14 protein-coding genes and 1 tRNA gene are annotated in these 18,568 nt (G+C 65.0%); 8 read left to right on the top strand and 7 right to left on the bottom strand.

Annotation, left to right across the window (positions count from 1 at the left end):
* On the bottom strand, positions 1 to 4,611 hold the full coding sequence (locus ACM9ME_RS11405) for an NAD-glutamate dehydrogenase domain-containing protein (protein ID WP_415643587.1): 4,611 nt from the start codon (positions 4,609 to 4,611) through the stop codon (positions 1 to 3).
* A 77-nt stretch (positions 4,612 to 4,688) separates the two neighbouring features.
* Positions 4,689 to 5,975, bottom strand: coding sequence for a PAS domain-containing protein (locus ACM9ME_RS11400; RefSeq protein ID WP_415643586.1), 1,287 nt, complete (start codon positions 5,973 to 5,975; stop codon positions 4,689 to 4,691).
* A gap of 130 nt (positions 5,976 to 6,105) precedes the next feature.
* On the opposite strand from ACM9ME_RS11400, the gene ACM9ME_RS11395 reads away from it, so the two are divergent.
* Positions 6,106 to 6,181: transfer RNA gene (locus tag ACM9ME_RS11395), tRNA-Thr, on the top strand.
* Between the two features lie 310 nt (positions 6,182 to 6,491).
* Here ACM9ME_RS11395 and ACM9ME_RS11390 read toward each other — a convergent pair.
* Positions 6,492 to 6,743 (bottom strand): hypothetical protein, encoded by a 252-nt coding sequence (locus ACM9ME_RS11390; RefSeq protein WP_415643585.1) that lies wholly within the window; start codon positions 6,741 to 6,743, stop codon positions 6,492 to 6,494.
* Between the two features lie 57 nt (positions 6,744 to 6,800).
* Entirely contained in the window at positions 6,801 to 6,950 is a 150-nt protein-coding gene (locus tag ACM9ME_RS11385) for a hypothetical protein (RefSeq protein ID WP_415643584.1), read from the bottom strand.
* A 205-nt stretch (positions 6,951 to 7,155) separates the two neighbouring features.
* On the opposite strand from ACM9ME_RS11385, the gene truB reads away from it, so the two are divergent.
* The 7 genes from truB (at position 7,156) to ACM9ME_RS11350 (ending at position 15,364) form a co-directional block, all read left to right on the top strand.
* On the top strand, positions 7,156 to 8,070 hold the full coding sequence (gene truB / locus ACM9ME_RS11380; RefSeq protein ID WP_415643583.1) for a tRNA pseudouridine(55) synthase TruB: 915 nt from the start codon (positions 7,156 to 7,158) through the stop codon (positions 8,068 to 8,070).
* A 4-nt stretch (positions 8,071 to 8,074) separates the two neighbouring features.
* Positions 8,075 to 8,344, top strand: a complete 270-nt coding sequence (gene rpsO / locus ACM9ME_RS11375) for a 30S ribosomal protein S15 (protein ID WP_415643582.1) — start codon at positions 8,075 to 8,077, stop codon at positions 8,342 to 8,344.
* Positions 8,345 to 8,554: 210 nt separating this feature from the next.
* Positions 8,555 to 10,942, top strand: a complete 2,388-nt coding sequence (gene pnp / locus ACM9ME_RS11370; RefSeq protein ID WP_415643581.1) for a polyribonucleotide nucleotidyltransferase — start codon at positions 8,555 to 8,557, stop codon at positions 10,940 to 10,942.
* A gap of 201 nt (positions 10,943 to 11,143) precedes the next feature.
* Positions 11,144 to 11,830 carry a PEPxxWA-CTERM sorting domain-containing protein gene (locus ACM9ME_RS11365; RefSeq protein ID WP_415643580.1) on the top strand — a complete coding sequence of 229 codons (687 nt, stop codon included), beginning with the start codon at positions 11,144 to 11,146 and terminating at the stop codon, positions 11,828 to 11,830.
* A gap of 106 nt (positions 11,831 to 11,936) precedes the next feature.
* Positions 11,937 to 12,722 carry a PEPxxWA-CTERM sorting domain-containing protein gene (locus ACM9ME_RS11360; protein ID WP_415643579.1) on the top strand — a complete coding sequence of 262 codons (786 nt, stop codon included), beginning with the start codon at positions 11,937 to 11,939 and terminating at the stop codon, positions 12,720 to 12,722.
* Between the two features lie 71 nt (positions 12,723 to 12,793).
* A complete protein-coding gene (locus ACM9ME_RS11355) occupies positions 12,794 to 13,591 on the top strand; it encodes a sterol desaturase family protein (RefSeq protein ID WP_415643578.1) in 798 nt (265 codons plus the stop codon).
* A gap of 33 nt (positions 13,592 to 13,624) precedes the next feature.
* Complete coding sequence (locus tag ACM9ME_RS11350; protein WP_415643577.1) at positions 13,625 to 15,364, top strand: hypothetical protein; 1,740 nt, start codon at positions 13,625 to 13,627, stop codon at positions 15,362 to 15,364.
* A 51-nt stretch (positions 15,365 to 15,415) separates the two neighbouring features.
* Here ACM9ME_RS11350 and ACM9ME_RS11345 read toward each other — a convergent pair whose 3' ends face one another.
* From ACM9ME_RS11345 to ACM9ME_RS11335, 3 genes are read right to left on the bottom strand one after another with little or no spacing between them, the layout of a single operon-like run.
* Positions 15,416 to 15,679 (bottom strand): hypothetical protein, encoded by a 264-nt coding sequence (locus tag ACM9ME_RS11345; RefSeq protein WP_415643576.1) that lies wholly within the window; start codon positions 15,677 to 15,679, stop codon positions 15,416 to 15,418.
* Between the two features lie 13 nt (positions 15,680 to 15,692).
* Positions 15,693 to 17,582 carry a TIR domain-containing protein gene (locus tag ACM9ME_RS11340; protein ID WP_415643575.1) on the bottom strand — a complete coding sequence of 630 codons (1,890 nt, stop codon included), beginning with the start codon at positions 17,580 to 17,582 and terminating at the stop codon, positions 15,693 to 15,695.
* A 2-nt stretch (positions 17,583 to 17,584) separates the two neighbouring features.
* Complete coding sequence (locus tag ACM9ME_RS11335) at positions 17,585 to 18,562, bottom strand: serine protease (protein ID WP_415643574.1); 978 nt, start codon at positions 18,560 to 18,562, stop codon at positions 17,585 to 17,587.
* Positions 18,563 to 18,568: the final 6 nt, after the last annotated feature.

Genomic DNA, 18,568 nt, shown 5'->3' with positions numbered 1-18,568 from the left:
CTAACGCCCCAACAGCACCCGCGCTTGTCCGGCGATCTGTGCGAGCATCGCCGGGCTCGGCTGCGCGACGGTGCGCGCCCGGTCGATCAGCGCGCGGAATTGCGCCACACGCGGGGCACAATCGGCGAGCCATTTTTCGACGCGCGCTTCCGGGGCCGTTGGATCGCGGCGGAGCCAATCGAGCCGCATCTGCTGAAAATCGCGCGCCAGCCCGGCGATCAGCAAACGCTCCCACGGATCGGTCGGCGCCAGCCGCATCGCGGTGCCTTGCGCCCAGTCGAGGCCGAGTGCCGCACCCAGCTGCGTGAACGCCCGGGTCAGTGCGAGCACATCGACATGCGCGCTTTCGCCCAGCGCCGCGAGACCGACCGCGCCATCCATTTCGGCAAGGCGGACGACCCGCCCAACCAGTTCTTCGGTGGCCCCGGACGCCGACAGCCGCGCGCGGAATTCGTCGGCCTGCGCCCGCGTTTCATCCTGCAGCAATTCACCAACTGCGGCGTCGAGCGTCGATATGCCGGCCGTCAGCGCGGACACCGTCGCATCGACCCCGTCCGCGCCATGCCCCGCACGGATCAGATCAGCCATTTGCGCGCGCGTTTCTAGAGCGACCTGTTCGAACAGCGTCAGGCGCGCATCCTCGGTCAACGAAGCCGCATCGATCGCGTCCCACGTCGCGCGCAGCCCGAACAGCCGCTCCGCCGCGACGAACGCCGCGGCGACTTCGCCCATCGATGAGCCTTCTTCCTCGGCCAGTTCGAACGGGTGAACCAGGCCGAGGCGGTTGACGATACGATTGGCGAGTTTGGTCGCGACGATCTGCGGACGCAGGCGGTGCGCCAGGATCGCCTCACGGTGGCTGTCCTGCATCGGTTTCGGAAATGCGGCGAGCAATTCGCCGATCATGCCGTTGTCACTGGCGATCGGGTGATCCTCGATCGCCTCCTGCAGCGCCAATTTGGCGGTGGCCAGCAGCACGGCCAGCTCGGGCCGTGTCATGCCGCGCCCGTCCTGCGCGCGCCGCTTGAGCGCTTCATCGCCCGGCAGTCCCTCGACCGCGCGGTCAAGCCGTCCGCTCGCCTCGAATGTCCCGATCAGCCGGACCAGCGAGGGGATGGTGTTCGCGCCATCGCGCTGCGCGATCGACAGCGCCAGCGTCTGCAGCCGGTTATCCTCGAGCACCAGATGCGCGACATCGTCGGTCATGCTCGCCAGCAACACATTGCGCGCGGGCATATCGAAGCCCGCTTTGCCGACGTCGGCGGCCAGCGCGATCTTGATATTGACCTCGTTATCCGAACAATCGACGCCCGCCGAATTGTCGATAAAGTCGGTGTTGATCCGCCCGCCGCGCTCGGCAAAGACGATCCGCGAAGCTTGTGTCAGGCCGAGATTGGCACCCTCCCCGACCACTTGCGCGCGCAAGGATTCAGCATCGACGCGCTGCGCATCGTTGGCGGCGTCGCCCACCTGCGCGTTCGCCTCGCTCGCCGCCTTCACATAAGTGCCAATGCCGCCGAACCATATCAGCCCGACCGGTGCCTGCAGGATCGCGCGGATCAGCGCCGATGGCTCCATCGGTCCTTCGGCGATGCCCAGCACTGCCGCAACCTGCGGCGTGACCAACAGCGACTTGGCCGCCCGGCTATGGACGCCGCCGCCCTCGCTGACCGGCGCGGACCAATCGGCCCAGCTCGACCGCGGCAACGCAAACATCCGCGCGCGCTCTGCCCATGTCGCTGCTGCATCGGGATTCGGATCGAGGAAGATGTGGCGGTGATCGAACGCCGCGACCAGCTTGATCGATTTCGACAGCAGCATGCCGTTGCCGAACACGTCACCCGACATGTCGCCGCAACCGACGACGGTGACCGGATCGGTCTGCACATCGACGCCCGCTTCGGCAAAGTGGCGCTGGACCGAGACCCACGCGCCTTTGGCGGTGATGCCCATCGCCTTGTGATCGTAACCGACCGACCCGCCGCTGGCGAAGGCATCGCCCAGCCAGAAACCGCGCTCGATGGCGATGGCGTTGGCGACATCTGAAAAGGCCGCCGTGCCCTTGTCCGCGGCGACGACGAAATACGGATCGTCGCCGTCGAGGATTTTCACGCCCTCGGGATGCACGACCTTACCGTCGACCAGATTGTCGGTGACCGACAGGAGTGTGCGGATGAAGATGCGATAGCTTTCGGTCCCTTCGGCCAGCCACGCATCGCGATTGGTCGCGGCATCGGGAAGCATTTTCGGAAAGAACCCGCCCTTGGCGCCGGTCGGCACGATCACCGCGTTCTTGACGCGCTGCGCCTTCATCAGGCCGAGAATTTCCGTACGGAAATCGTCGCGCCGGTCGGACCAGCGCAGCCCCCCCCGTGCAACCGGACCGGCGCGCAAATGGATGCCCTCGACACGCGGCGAATAGACGAAGATTTCGCGCCATGGCACCGGCGCGGGAAGGCCCGGGACTAAAGCGCTGTCGAACTTGAACGCGATGGCTTCCTTCGCCGCGGGGGCGAAGAAATTGGTGCGCAGCGTGGCCTCGATCACCGCGCGCAACGTGCGCAGGATGCGATCCTCCTCGATCGATGCGACCTTGGTCAACCCGTCGTCGATCGCCGCGCGCGCCGCGTCGGCGTCACCGCCCGCTGGACCGTGCAGCGCATCGAACAACGCGACGATCGCCTTGGCGATCTCGGGATAGCTGCGCAGCGCATCGACGACCGTGACCAACCCATAGGACACGCCGGTCTGGCGCAAATAACGGAACAGCGCGCGGTACAGCACGATGGCCGAAGGCGGCAGCTCGGCCGCCGTCAGCAACGCGTTGAAGCGGTCATTCTCCGACGCCCCGGTCAGAACGTCGGCAACCGTCGCCTCGACCGTGTGGGCCCGCGCCAGCACGTCGGCGGCTTCGCCATTCGTATCGAGGACGAAGCGGTAGATGTTGCCGAATTCGCCCTCGCGGCCGACCTTGGTCGACAACTCCTCGACCACGCGAAAACCAAAATTCTCCAGCGGCGGGACGGCATCGCTCAACGTCAGCGGTGTGGCGCTGTACAGTTTGAGGCGGAGGCGCGAAGCATCGTCCTCGTCATTGCGGTACAGCCGCACCGAACGCGGCGCATCGTCGGCCAGGCCGTGCAGCCGGTCGATATCGCGTGCTGCTTCCTCGGCCTCGACCGCTTGGCGATAACCCGGCGGAAGTTGATCGGCATAACGCAGCGCCAGCCGCGCCGCGCGACCAGGATCGCCGCCCTCGGCCAGTGCCGCTTCGACCGACGATGACCAGCCGCGCACCAACCGCACGATCTGCGCGTCGAGCGCCGCCGCATCGGCATCGCGCCCCGATTTGCGGCGATCGAACGTGTAACGGATCAGCGCCACACCCGAATCGCCAAGGTCGATCGACCAGCTGAGCAATTTGCCGTCCGCAGCCTCGGCCACCAGCTTGCCGATGGCGACACGCCGCGCGGTCGACAGCTCGTCGCGCGGCAACCACACGAACGCGAACAAATGCCGCCGCAGCGCATCCTCGACCAGCAACAGCTTGGGGCGCGGACGATCTTCGAGCGACATCGCGGTCAGAGCGAGCGTTTCGAGGCTCGCGGTGTCGATCCCGATCAACAGATCGTGCGGCAACGCATCGAGCGCGTGGGCCAGCGCCTTGCCGGCATGCCCGCCGGGCGAAAATCCGAGTTTGGCCTGCAACTCCGCCAGCCGTTGGCGCAGCACCGGCACATCCTGCGCGGGCGCGCTGAGCGCAGCACTGGTCCACAGCCCGGCATGGATCGACAGCGTATCGCCGCGCGGCACGATCACCAGGTCGAGCGGGGCGTGGCGATGCACCGGCGAAATACAGTTGGATTTGACCAGCAACGGCGCGGCGCGATCCTTGAGCAACACCGCCGCGCGGGCGCGCGAGTCCTTGGCCAACAATTCGTCGCCCAACTCACCGGCAATGCCCATCGGCTGCGCCATCGACCCGTCGGCCGCAAAAATGGCATGGCCCAGCAATGTGAAATGCCCGTCGAGCAGCCAGCCGAGCAGTGCGCCACCCTCTCCCGACAACGCGTCGCGGTCCGCCGCCAATTCGGTCTTGAGCGCTTCCCAATCGGTCACGGCGTGCGCGACATGGCCCAGATTGCGTTCGATCTTTTCGACCAACGTGCGCCGGTCGCGCGCATCGGGCCGCTCGACTTCGAGATAGACCAGGCTTTCGCGCTGCGTCCCGCCCATCGCGGTCAACGTGCCGCCGTCCCCGCGCGTCACCGTCACCACCGGATGCAGCAATCGATCGATCGTCAGCCCGGCATCGGCCACCGTCGCCGCGATGGTGTCGACCAGGAACGGGCGATCGTCATTGACGATTGCCATCCGCATCAGCCGGCGGCCTTCGCCCGACACACCCGTTTCGCACACCACGCTGGGCTGTCCGGCGCGCCGCTCGGCCAGCGCTTTCAGCGCCAACTCGGCGGCGTATCCGCGTTCTTCGGCATCGAAGCCGTCAATCTCTCCGGGCAATGCCCCGGCGATCAGGGCGTCGCCGACCTGTCCGGTCAGAGCATCATATTGGCGATTGGAATGGGTCGGCTGCGGCTCGGAATCGGCCATACTGAATTGGGCTCCCTCGGCGCGCCTCTCCAGGCGCCGTGACGTCATGAAGTCTATGCGCCGCGCGGGCCGGAACCTCAACCCGCCGCAGCGGCGAGTTCGGCTGCGGCGACGTATTTGAGCGCACGGTCGATCAGCGGCTGATCCTCGGGCGCGGCACCGATAATGCCGACGCGCTCGGGGTCGATGCGCCGCGCCACCAATACGACGAACTCGTCATCGCCGGGCAGCACAAAGACTTCCTGCGTCGCGATCTTGCGTGCCGCCTCGCGAAAACGATCCTGACGCAGAGTTCCCTCAGGACGACGCTCGCGTCGTTCTGCCCCGACAATGGCCTTTAGTCCGCCGGGGAAATATTCGAGGAAGCGCGCCATGCCTCCCTTGAGCAGCCCGTTGCGCTTGCCGAACGTCAGCGCGGCGGCAAATTCGGTCAGTCGCGTTTTGTCGTAATCCGCACCGAAGATCAGCTTGACCACCGGCGTCATCGGCGCGCGCGCCTGAACCTTGATGCCCGCATCGCTCAGCATTTCGGCGAAAGTGCCGGGCTGCGCATCGGCGAGCAACGCGAAATCATAAGCGTGGCCCAGCGCGTGATACAAGGCCGCACGGCTGCGGCCGTCGGCCTGCTTGACCGCATCGGCGCTGGTCCGGGCATAAGCCAGCCAGTCGGCGAGGTCGTCCGACACCGGCTCGGGATCTTCCATCGCCTCGACCAGGACCAACGGCTCGGGAACCGCAACATTGGCATGCGGGCCGTCACGCCAGGCGGGCACGCGCGGCGCAGCTTCCGCCTGGACGTGCGCATCGAGCTCGGCGTGTACGGCCATTGCCTCTGCGGCGGGGGCAACTTCCTTCCAATTGATGACCCCGAAGATGAAATCGATGGTCTCGTCGTCCGACGAAAACGGCATCAGGATGCCGCGATAGGCGGTCTGTTGTCCGGCAGCACTCTGGAATTCGGCTTCGAAGCCGACCGGCGCGCGGTTGGCGATGATCTGCATGTAATGGTCGGTCAGCCGCGACAGCAGGGATCGCGGCGGGACATCGCACAAGTCGTGTGCGCCGGCGTCGAAATCGCACTCGCGTGCCAGAGCGGCTCCAAGAAACGCGATCGATGGTGCATCCACGCCGCGCGAGAAATCGAGCAGCACCGAATGCGCGCCAAAATCGCGATTGCCCGCGGCATCGAGGTTTTCGATCGGCGGGAACTGGCGTCCGCGCAGCAACGACACCCAGTGATTATAGGCGCGGACATGCATCCGCCGCTCGTCGCTGCTGTCGATGGCCGGAGGCGGATCGATGGCATCGACCAGGTCCAGCACATCCTCCACCGGCGTTCCGCCCAGAACCGGCAGTTGCTCCATCGTCAAACCCCGCATCAAAACTGACGGGTTAGTGTCATGCTTTGGTTATCGCCCCGTTAACGCCCTTGGTTGGGGCGGTTCGCGGCTTGCGGGCGACGGGCGCTCCTGTTACTGGCGCCACCCGCCGGGAGCCGCCTTAGCTCAGCTGGTAGAGCATCGCATTCGTAATGCGGGGGTCACAGGTTCGAGTCCTGTAGGCGGCACCAGTGTTTGTCGGGTCAAAAACACTCTTTTCGTCTTTTGTGGAAACTTCCAACTTCACAGGGCGTTAGAGCGTCGCATCTGGAAATCCGGTGCGGGTCACGCACGGATATCACCATGGCAATTACCATCCCCTTGTTCCGGCCTGCTGCACGGGCCTTTGATGGCCTTGCGGGTCGCGCGCTATGACTCTTGACCAGATGATCCGGATGGCCACGCGCTGGTGCGAGGATGTCATTATGCTGGATCAAAGCGATCTCGGCCTGATCGCGGCGGGACATGCGGGTTGCATCGTGGCGCTGAACGAACACATCGTCAGTCTAGGCGGTCAGGCGGTCCCCATTCCGGCAACAGAACATTGGTCAAGCGATCCATCAAATCCGCACTGAGCGACAGATAGACCCGGCGGGCGTCGTTCGGGTCGGCGGTCCGGATGATCCAGCCCTTCTGCTCGAACGCCTTGATATAACGCAGACCGGTTGCCGCGGGCGCCCCCGATCCGATGCAGGCGCTGCTGATGCAAGTCTGCGTGGCGCTCGCTTGCCGGACGAACAAATCCAGTAACATTTGCCAAGCAGGTTCGTTGAGCAAATTATGTCCAAGGATCTTGTTACGACGGCTCGCTCACTTAAGCAAAGCTTCGGCTTCAGCCACCGCGTTCTTGAAATTAGGGTCTGACGGAACATAGGGTAACGCCAGAGGCTTCGGAGCTCCGAGCATCGCCTCTAGTTGCGCAATCCGCGCTTCCATTGCGGCAATATCCTGGTCGCTCATCATCGACTTCCTTTCCGCCTCCCCTAATGTACCTGAATGCTTGTCCTATTGATCCCTGTTACCACAGTCGGCTCTAACAATTAAAATGCAAGGGGTTAGCGGGACTATCGGCTATATTGTCACCGAAATGAGCCTATCTCTGGTGCCGCGCCAATTTTGTTCGTTCGTTGCCGGAAACTCGGTTTTGACCTAGGCGCGGCGCGCCATGCACGGCTGGATCATCCTCGACAAGCCGCTCGCGCTCGGCTCGACCAATGCGGTCGGAGCGGTCAAGCGCGCGTTCCGCGAAGCCGGCTGCGGCAAGGTCAAGGTCGGGCATGGCGGCACACTCGATCCGCTTGCGACGGGGGTGCTGCCGATCGCGATCGGCGAAGCGACCAAACTCGCCGGGCGAATGCTCGACAGCGACAAGATCTATGACTTTACGATCCAGTTTGGCGCGCAGACCGATACGCTCGATGCCGAGGGGAAAGTCGTCGCGACTAGCGATGCGCGGCCGACCGACGATCAGATCGATGGGATCCTTCCGCAATTCACCGGCCCGATTGAGCAAGTCCCGCCTACTTATTCGGCGCTGAAAGTGAATGGACAGCGCGCCTATGACCTCGCACGTGGTGGCCAGGATGTGGAACTCGCGATGCGCGCTGTCACCATCCACTCTCTCATCCGTTACCCCAGCTCGCGCGGGGACTACGAAAGACTGAGCGAAACGACCCTGTCCGCTCACGTCTCAAAAGGCACCTATATCCGCAGCCTTGCCCGCGACATCGCGCTGGCACTCGGCACCGTCGGCCACGTCACCATGCTCCGCCGCACCAAGGCGGGGCCGTTCGGCCTCGACCGGGCGATAACGCTGGACAAATTGTTCGAATTCGCTAAGGACGCGCGGATATCGGAGGCGATGCTTCCGTTAGAGGCAGGGCTGGACGGTATCCCGGCTCTCCCCCTCACCCCCGAACAGGCCGCTTTCCTCAAACAGGGTCGCGTGCTGGACGGAATGGTTGCGAACGATGGTCTCCATTTGGCGAAGCTGGGCGAAACGCCCGTCGCTTTGGTCATGGCCCAAGCCGGAATGATCCGGGTCGAACGCGGCTTCAACCTCGGTACCGCGAAGGACTAGAATTTTGACCGTTACTGCTGACCGCAAGACCGAAATCATCACCGAAAACGCCCGCGGCACGACCGACACCGGTAGCCCGGAAGTCCAGGTCGCGATCCTGACCGAGCGTATCGTCAACCTGACCGAGCATTTCAAAACGCACGCGAAGGACAATCACTCGCGCCGCGGTCTGTTGATGATGGTCAACAAGCGGCGTTCGCTGCTCGATTATCTGAAGAGCCGCGACGTGTCGCGCTATACCGCGCTGATCACGAAGCTCGGCCTTCGCAAGTAATTCCAGGGGGCGGCTTCGGTCGCCCCTTTCCGTATTGGCGCATGAATCATCATGAATCGAAACGGATAGGAAACGACTTTAAGTCCCGCAATTCGGCGGGGCGCAGGTCTTCGGACCGATGGGGCCAGACAGCGCCCCGAACCGGCGGCGAGCCGGCTTGCTCGCCAACCTAGAGGCCCCGACCGGATAGGCCGGCCGGGTGACAATAAAATGTTCGATACGAAAACTGTAGAAGTCGAGTGGGGCGGACAGACGCTCAAGCTCGAAACCGGGCGAGTTGCGCGCCAGGCCGATGGCGCCGTCATGGCGACGCTCGGCGAAACCGTCGTACTTTGCGCCGTCACGGCCGCGCGCTCGGTCAAGGAAGGCCAGGACTTCTTCCCCCTGACCGTCCACTATCAGGAAAAATATTCGTCGGCGGGCCGCATTCCCGGCGGCTTCTTCAAGCGTGAGCGCGGCGCGACCGAAAAGGAGACGCTGGTTTCGCGTCTGATCGACCGTCCGATCCGTCCGTTGTTCCCCGAAGGGTTCTACAACGAAATCAACGTGATCTGTCAGGTCATGAGCTATGACGGCGAGAACGAGCCCGACATTCTGGCGATGGTTGCGGCGTCTGCCGCGCTGACGCTCTCGGGCGTGCCGTTCATGGGCCCGATCGCATCGGCGCGTGTCGGCTATGTCGGTGGCGAGTACATCCTGAACCCGACCGACGAACAGGTTGCCGAAGGCGAGCTGGATCTGGTCGTTGCGGGCACGCACGACGCGGTGATGATGGTCGAATCGGAAGCCAAGGAGCTGTCCGAAGAAGTCATGCTGGGCGCGGTGATGTTTGCGCATCGCGGCATCCAGACCGTGATCGGTGCGATCATCGACCTGGCCGAACAGGCTGCCAAGGACCCGTGGCCGATGGCCGAGCAGGCCGATCTGTCTGCCGCCAAGAAGAAGCTCAAGGACCTGATCGGCAAGGACGTCACGGCGGCCTATAAGTTGACCGACAAGTCCGAGCGTTCGAACGCCCTCAACACCCTGCGCGCCAAGGCCAAGGAAGCATTTGCCGACGCGACCCCGCAGGACAAGATGGCCGCATCGAAGCTGGTCAAGAAGCTCGAAGCCGAAATCGTCCGCACCGCCATCCTCAAGGACGGCAAGCGCATCGACGGCCGCACTACCACGCAGATCCGCCCGATCGATGCGATGGTCGGCTTCCTGCCCCGCACGCACGGTTCGGCGCTGTTCACGCGCGGTGAAACGCAGTCGATCTGCACCACCACGCTGGGCACCAAGGACGCCGAGCAGATGATCGATGGGCTGAACGGTCTCAGCTATTCGAACTTCATGCTGCACTATAACTTCCCGCCCTATTCCGTCGGTGAAGTCGGTCGCTTCGGCGCGCCGGGGCGTCGAGAAGTCGGCCATGGCAAGCTCGCCTGGCGCGCGCTGCACCCGGTGCTGCCGTCGAAGGACGAGTTCCCCTACACCATCCGCGTTCTGTCGGACATCACGGAGAGCAACGGTTCTTCGTCGATGGCGACCGTGTGCGGCGGTTCGCTGTCGATGATGGACGCGGGCGTTCCGCTCAAGCGTCCGGTGTCGGGCATCGCCATGGGCCTGATCCTCGAAGGCAAGGACTTTGCTGTCATCAGCGACATCCTCGGCGACGAAGATCATCTGGGCGACATGGACTTCAAGGTGGCGGGCACGTCCGAAGGCATCACCACGATGCAGATGGACATCAAGATCGCCGGCATCACCGAAGAGATCATGAAGCAGGCGTTGAAGCAGGCGTCCGAAGGCCGTGCGCACATCCTCGGCGAAATGGCCAAGGCACTCGACCACACCCGTGAAGAGCTGTCGGCACATGCCCCGCGCATCGAGACGCTGCAGATCGACAAGTCGAAGATCCGCGACATCATCGGCACCGGCGGCAAGGTGATCCGCGAGATCGTCGCCACCACTGGCGCCAAGGTCGATGTGGACGACGAAGGTCTGGTCAAGGTCAGCTCGTCCGACCTCAGCCAGATCGAAGCCGCGATCAACTGGATCAAGGGCATCGTCGAGGAAGCCGAAGTCGGCAAGGTGTATGACGGCAAGGTCGTCAACATCGTCGATTTCGGGGCGTTCGTGAACTTCATGGGTGGCAAGGACGGCCTCGTCCACGTCAGCGAAATGAAGAACGAGCGCGTCGAAAAGCCGACCGACGTGGTCAGCGAAGGCCAGGCCGTGAAGGTCAAGGTCCTCGAGATCGATCCGCGCGGCAAGGTGCGCCTGTCGATGCGTGTCGTCGATCAGGAAACCGGTGCCGAACTGGAAGACACCCGCCCGGCGCGCGAACCGCGTGAAGGCGGCGACCGTGGTCCCCGCGGCGGCGGTGGTGATCGTGGACCCCGTCGCGAAGGTGGCGGTGACCGTGGTGACCGCACGCGTGGCGGTGGCGGTGACCGTGGCCCCCGTAGTGGTGGCGGCGGCGGCGACCGTGGTCCCCGTCGCGAAGGCGGTGGTTATGGTGGCGGTCGCGACCGCGCGCCCGAAGGCGGCAACAACGAAGGCCCTGCGCCCGAATTCGCACCGGCATTCCTCACGGGCAACCGCGAAGACTAAACCCCACACGCTTATAGTCGATAAGAGGGGGTCGCAGCGATGCGGCCCCCTTTTTCGCGTTTTGGGTGCGCCGCCGATCAGGCAAATCAGGCAATCGTCTCGAAATGACACGCGCGGGGAGCTGCGGCGCGTTCGCGGGGCATTGTGTTTTGGTTATCAACTGCTTAACGGCACAAACTGATTGAGTTGATTGGGGATTTTATGTTCAAGCAGGTTATCGCCGCGACCGCATTGCTGGTCGCCGGGTCGGCTCAGGCCGCGAATGTCGTGACCAGCTTCGGCACCGCCAATTCGGTGTTCAGCTTTGGGTCGGGCACCGGTGCGGGCTTTACCAAGTTGCCGAATTTCGTCGCGGACGGTTGCGTCGGCACGACCGGGCTGGCGTGCTACAACACCCCCGGCGCCGATTATACCTTCCCGGTGGTCGGCAAGAACATCTCGGCGTCCAACCCGCTGACTTTCTACACCAACGTCCTGCCGACCGATCAGTTGTTCATGCAATCGTTGCCGGGTGCGACCGCGACGGTTCGCTTCACCGCGACGCAGACCGCGACGTACAAGTTCAACGGCGGCTTCACGCGGATCGACAGCTCGAACGGCGCCGGCGACGGCGTGCTGGTCGGCTACACGTCGAACGCCGGTGGCGCATCGAGCCCGCTCGGCACGACGGAATTCAACCGGTTCGCGGTCAACACCGCGCTGGCGCTCAACGCCGGCGACACGGTCGATTTCTATGTCAACGCGCTGGGCAACACCAACAATGACGGCACCGGCTTTTCGCTGACCGCAAACGTGCCCGAGCCGGCGTCATGGGCGCTGATGCTCGGCGGCTTCGGCCTGATGGGCGCGACGCTGCGGCGGCGTCGCTCGACGACCGTTACAGCTTAACACGCCGTCCCGTATCGGGACGGTTTGCTGTCTCATAGACACAGTCGGCATTGAAAATCGACCCGGCGGCATGTATGTGCCGTCGGGTATTTTCGTGGGGGTTTCTATGTTCGGTAAAGCGTTTCTCGCGGCCACGGCGTTCGTCGCCGTCACCGCACCGGCCAATGCGGCGGTCAATCTGGTCACCAATGGCAGCTTCGAACAGTCGAGCTTCTCGGTCAATTCGAACTACGCGGGCTTCGAATTCAGCGTTCAGTCGGGGAACTCCACCGCGGTCACCGGATGGTCGGCCACCGGTCCCGATGCCAATGAGCAGGGCATCAATTTCTATTATAACGACGTCGCCAGCGCGACGACCAAGACGATCTTCAACCGTTATGGCGACCAGAACGCCAAGCTGGCCACGTCCTTCACCGGATCGAGCCCCGACGGCGGCAATTTCGTCGGCTTCGATTCGGATCACGTCGGCGACGGCGCGGGCGCGTATAACGCCAATTTCGGGCAGGTGATCACCGGGCTCGACACCAGCAAGACCTACACGCTGAAATTCTATTGGGCGGCGACGCAGTTGCAGAACCGTCATGGTCCGACGACCGATCGCTACATCTATTCGTTGGGCGGCGACACGCGGACCACCGCCACCTTCGCTTTGCCCGACCAGGGCTTTGTCGGCTGGAAGACGGTCTACGCTAAGTTTTCGCCGACCAGCAGCACTGAGACGCTGAACTTCATGGCGTTCGGTACGCCGGCCGGCCTGCCGCCGTTCGTGCTGCTCGACGGCGTGTCGCTGTCGGTGCCGGAACCGGCGCAATGGGCGCTGATGCTCTTGGGCTTCGGCGCGATGGGCATGGCGTCACGCCGCCGTCGCCGCAGCACAACCGTTTACGCCTGATCAATCACGAGTGATGCGAACAGGGCGTCCCGCTGCCGCGGGGCGCCCTGTTTCGTGTTAAGGGTGCGCGCATGATCCGATTCCTGCTCGTCGACCTGTTCCGCCTGACCATCTGGCTGGCGCTGCTCGCGGTGATCTTCGTGCCGCTCGAACGCTGGCTGGCGCTGCGCCCGATCAAGCGCCGCCGCCGCGAGACGGTCGAGGATCTCGGCTTTTATTTCCTCAGCAGTCTGATCCCCGCGGTGCTGCTGGCGGCACCGCTCGCGGCACTGGTCTCGGCGGCGAAGTTGGTCGTTCCCGGCGGCTATTATGCGGCGGTCGCCGGCCTGCCGCTCGGGGTGCGGCTGGCACTGGCGTTCCTGGTCGGCGAGATCGGCTTTTACTGGGGCCACCGCCTCGCGCACCGCTGGCCGTTGCTGTGGCAATATCACGCGGTGCATCACCGCCCGGAACGGATCGACTGGCTGGTCAACACGCGCGCACATCCGGTCGATTTCGTGTTCGAGCGGCTGTGCGGGCTGGTTCCGCTGTACCTTCTCGGGCTGGCCGGGACGTCGGGCACCAACTCGCTGCCCGCGATCCTGGTGGTACTGGTCGGCACGGTGTGGGGTTTCCTGCTCCACACCAATGCGCGCATCCGCCTCGGCCCGCTCGAACACGTGCTGTCCTCCCCGCATTTCCACCATTGGCATCACACGCGCGGGGAGCCGATCGACCGCAACTTCGCGTCGATGCTGCCGTTGCTCGACTGGCTGTTCGGCACGTTGCACCGGCCCAAGGAATGGCCGCGCGATTACGGCGTGAACGAACGTCCCGCCGCGAGCCCCGTCGATGTGCGCGGAGACCTCGTGCCCGCCGACCGCCATTGACCGGTCGCGCGGCCCTCCTCTAGCGCGTCAGGGATGAGCGAGGGGGACGATCTGCAGCCGCGTCAGACGCTGGGCATCGGCGTGACCGGGCACCGGCTCGAACGCCTGGGCGATATCGACCTGGCGGAATTGTCCGCGACGGTGGTCCAGGTCTTCGCGGCCATTGAAACCGCGACGTCCGACGTCACCGTCGAAGCAACCCGGCTGATTACCGGGCTGGCCGAGGGCGCGGACATGATCGCGGCGCATGCCGGGCTGACGCGCGGCTGGCTGCTCGATGCCGTGCTGCCCTTCGCACGTGACGAATTTGCGAGGGATTTTGCCGAAGGTGCAGAGCGCACGGAGTATCAGGACGCGCTGAGTTCGGCGAGCGCGGTGTTCGAACTGCCCGGAGACCGTGCGCATGACGGCGCGGCCTATGAACGCGTTGGTCGGGTCGTCCTCGCGCAGAGCGACGTGCTCGTCGCGGTATGGGACGGCGGCGCGGGGCGCGGACGCGGCGGCGCGGCGCAGATCGTCGCCGAGGCCGTGCTCGCGGGCATTCCCGTTATCCATATCGATCCCGCGGCGGCGCATCCGCCCAGATTGCTGTGGGACCGGTTGGAGGAGCACGATCTCGGCCAGCAAACCGTCGATACCGTGCCACGCGCGGGCCTTGAGCGCTTGCCCGTATTGATCGCGCACCTTCTTGCCGCGCCGTCCGAGGCGGCCGAGCGGGCGATGCTCGACCGCTTCACCAGTGGCGTGGTCGAACGGGAGCGCTGGTTCGCGTTCGCTTATCCCTGGCTGCTGCGGTCGATGGCGCGCGGTGGCAAGGCTCCGGTGAGTGAGCCGCCCGCGGCGCCGCCCGAAACCTGTTTCTCCCCGGTGCTCGCCCGCATCGTCACGCCGCGCTTCGTCTCCGCCGATCGGACCGGCAGCGCGCTCGCCCGGCTGTTCCGGTCGGGCTATGTGACCAACTTCACCTTCGCCGCGCTGGCGGTGATCCTGTCGCTGATGGGCCTGGTCCTGCCGCCGGCGCTCAAGCCGCTGCTGATCGCCAGCGAGGTCGTCGTGATCGGTGCCATCCTGCTGGTGACCCGTGCGGGCAACCGTGCGCAATGGCATCGCCGCTGGCTGGATCATCGCCACCTAGCCGAACGGCTGCGCGTGCTGACCATCGGTGCGCAGCTCGGCGATCTCGATCTGAGAGCCGAGGCTTCGGCGCAGCGCGGCTGGGTGGGCTGGTATGCGCGCGCCACTGCGCGGCAAATCGGCCTGCCAACGGTTCGCGTCGATGCGAACTACCTCGAATGCGTGCGCGGCGCGCTGACCCATTTGATCGACGACCAGATTGGCTATTTGCGGGGCGATGCGGCACGGATGCATCGGCTGGAACATCGGCTGCACAAATTGGGCGGCGCGTTGTTCATCACCACGGCGGCGGTCTGCGTCCTGATATTGGTGTTCAAACTCGCCGCCGCATTCGATCCTGAAACCTTCGAGCATGTCGCCAAGCCGGTGGGCCTCGCCGCGACGATCATCAGCGCCGCGTTGCCAGCGATCGGCGCGGCGATTTACGGCATCCGGATGCAAGGCGATTTGGCGGGAACCAGCGAACGCAGCGCGGGACTTGCTGCGCAATTGGTGACGCTCAAGACGGTGATCGCGGCCGATGCGCTCGACTTCGACACGCTGACGCGGCGAACACGGCGCGCGGCGGATTTATTGACGCGCGATCTGGCGACCTGGCTGCACACCTATCATGCAAGACCGCTGACGCTTCCGGGCTAAGCCGCGCCGGGTTAGACGGCGGAGCGAGCCACTGGCTCGCCCCGCGTCACTTCACTTACGATCGCCGTTATTTTCCCGGTCGCCGCTGTTGTTGGTCGTCGTTTCCATCGACATCGCTGCGTTGGCCGCATTGTCGATCGGCTCCGCGCTACCCGCATTGGACATGCCCATCGCATTGGCGTCGGTCGCCATGTCGGCGGCATTCGCGTCAGCGACGTTGGCTGCGGCATTCTCGGCTGCGGCGTCATGCTTCTTGCAGGCCGCCATCGTCAGGACCGCCCCACCCAGCGCGATCGAAAGAACCAGCTTCTTCATCGTCCACCTCCCTTTAGGCGAATCCGATATCCCGCAACAGCGCAGTGAACCGCGGATTCGCGCGCAGACTGTCCATCATTGGATCGTTACGCAAGTAGAGCAATCCGGAATCGCGCGTGCGCCAGGCGCGATCGAGCAAATCCAGTGCAGCATCGGGCTGACCCCATTGCGCGCGCACCTGGGCCTGCTGGTACGAAGCGCTGTCCCCGATCGCCAGCAAGTCATGCATCGCGGCGTCGGCGCCCAGTGTATCACCGGTTCGCCGCAGCGCGATTGCCAGCCCTGCCAGCCGGAACGAGGCACCCGGTTCGGCACGGTAGCGCGCCAAAGCCGCCTCCGGCTGTCCCAACAGGATCAGCGCATCGCCGATCGCCGCGCTGGCGACCGTGATCTTGGGATTGAGTGCCAGCGCCTTTTCCACCGGGGCGATCGATTCGGCGAAGCGTTTCTGGGCGTAGAACAACGCCCCCTGGACCCGCCACGCACGCGAGTTGAGTGGGTCGAGGGTGAGCGCGCGTTCGATGGCCGTGCGCGCTGCCTCGAAATCGCCGGTACGCGTGGCGAATTGGGCATAGCGCACCAGCACGTCGGCATTGCCCTGTCCGGTGCGGCGCGCGGCTTCGAACGGGGCGTGCGCGCCACGCACGTCGAGGCGGCCATAAGCCAGCGCGAAGCCCAGCGCCGATTGCGCGTCGGACAGCTGTGGGGCGAGCTTGATCGCGCGCTGTGCCTCGGCCACCGCCTCACGGGTCAGGCCGTCGAGCTGGCCGGTCGTCGACCACAGGCTGGAGATCACGATCAGCGCGCGCGATCGCGCGGCGCGGGCGGCGGCGTAATCGGGATCGGCGGCGATGGCGGTTTCGAACAGTTTGAGCGCGGCACGGTCGCTGGTTTCACCCGTCGGCTGATCGAGCAACGCGCGCCCGCGCAAATAGGCTTCGTAAGCGGCGACGTCCGTCGTGCCGCCGATCGGACCGGCGTCGCCCGGCGCCATCGCACTGTCCAGCGCCTGGGCCACCGTCCCGGCAATCTCGCTCTGCACCGCGAAGATGTCGGTCAGCTTGCGGTCGAAGGTCTGGCTCCATTTGGAAAAACCGCTGCCGGTGTCGATCAAATCGGCGGAGACGCGCACGGTATCGCCGGCGCGGCGCACGCTGCCCTGAAGCAGGAACGCGACGCCCAGTTTACCGCCGATCGCGCGGGCATCCTGATCGCTGTTGCGAAAGGCGTTGGAGGATGTCGGCGCCGCGACCTTGAGCCGCGCGTTGCGCGACAGAGCCGAACGCACTTCTTCGGACAGGCCGTCGGAGAAATAGGCCTGTTGCGGATCGCCGCTGAGGTTGCTGAACGGCAGGACGGCGACCGAATTGCCCGAACTGCCCTGGCCGAACGGTCGCAACCACCACACCGCGCCCGATGCCGCGGCGACCGCCGCAACACCGCCGCCCATCAACAGATTGCGGCGCGAGACGACCGGCTGGCGGCGGGGTTCATGCTGTTTGAGCGGGATCAGGCCGGTGCCGCAACTGGCAATGCCGCGCAGCAGCGCGTCCATTTCGGGCGCGTCGGCCCGCCCGCGCCATTTCGACAAGCCGATGGTGTGATATTGGCGAAAGCCGAGTGGAGCCTCGCTGCCATCGAGGCTGACCGGGACCAGGCATTTGCGCCCGCGCGCCGCCGCCGCTTCGTCACGCACCCAATCGGATTCGATCGACGTCTTGCTCCACACCGCGACGACGGCGTCGGCACTGGCGAGCTGGGTCTCGATCTCTTTGGCGAAGGCGGTGCCGCCGTCGATCAGCGTGTCCCACCACACGTCGTGCCCGGCTTTGGCGAGCGCATCGGCGATCGGCGCGACCTGTTCACGGTCAGCGCGCGCATAGGAGATGAAGATACGCGCCATGATCAGCCGACCGGCGTCACCGTTCCGGCGGGGACGCGCTTGGCGCGTTCGATCCACGACAGATACTGGCTGGTGTCGGTGTAGATGCCGGGCACGCCCTGCAATCCGCAACCGACGCCCCAGCTGACCAGCCCGACCAGAACCTTGTCACGCCCCTGTACGCGAGTCAGCGGGCCACCGCTGTCGCCCGAACAACTGTCCTTGCCCGCTTCACGCGCGCCGACGCACATGCTGCCCGACGACAAGCGGCCGGCATAATCGGGCAACTGCGCGCATTGCGCCTTGTCCATCACGTAAAGCGGGCTGAGCACTTGCAGGATCGGGCTGCCCTTGTTGACCGTGCCGTCGCGCGCCAGCTGGCCATCGTTGCGGCCGGTCACCTTGGTCTTGCCCCAGCCGGTGACCGACACCTCGTCACCCGGCGCCGTCATGCGATCATTCGGCAATGTCCCGATCAGCCGGATCGGCACGATCCGCGCGGGGTCGATCGCCACCGTCTGCGCGTCGCGCACGATGTGCAGCAACGCGATGTCGTCGCGCTTGCCGTCCTTCGTCCAATTGGCGTTGATCGCCGCGCGGTCGATCTGGTACGTCGCCCCGCCCCGGGTCAAATCCTGCGTTCCCAGCCGAACGCGGCGCGTGGTCAGAAACGGATATTTGGGCGAGCCCGCGACGCAATGCGCGGCGGTCAGCACCCAATCGGGCGCGATCACCGCGCCGCCGCAATGGTGTGCGAGATCCCAAGGTGCCTTGTCGGCAAGATAAAGCTTGCCCGGCGCGCCGAAGCGGAGCTGGCGATCCTCGCGCACCTGTTCTTCGGAGAAAGCTACGGTCCAATAGATTTCGGCCTGGAAACGCGCGCTACCCAGCGGCGCGTCCTCCCCGCCGACGACACGGCCGCCATCGTCTTCGCCGCCGCCTCCGGTTGGTCGCGGCACATCCTGCGCGATCGCCGTCCCGGCCAGCAAAAGCGTTGCCAACAACCA

Origin of the sequence: Sphingomonas antarctica, assembly GCF_965137005.1 — a bacterium.
Lineage (GTDB): Bacteria > Pseudomonadota > Alphaproteobacteria > Sphingomonadales > Sphingomonadaceae > Sphingomonas_O > Sphingomonas_O antarctica.
The sequence above is the reverse complement of the archived record's forward strand: the minus strand, read 5'-3'. Positions and strand labels throughout refer to the sequence as shown.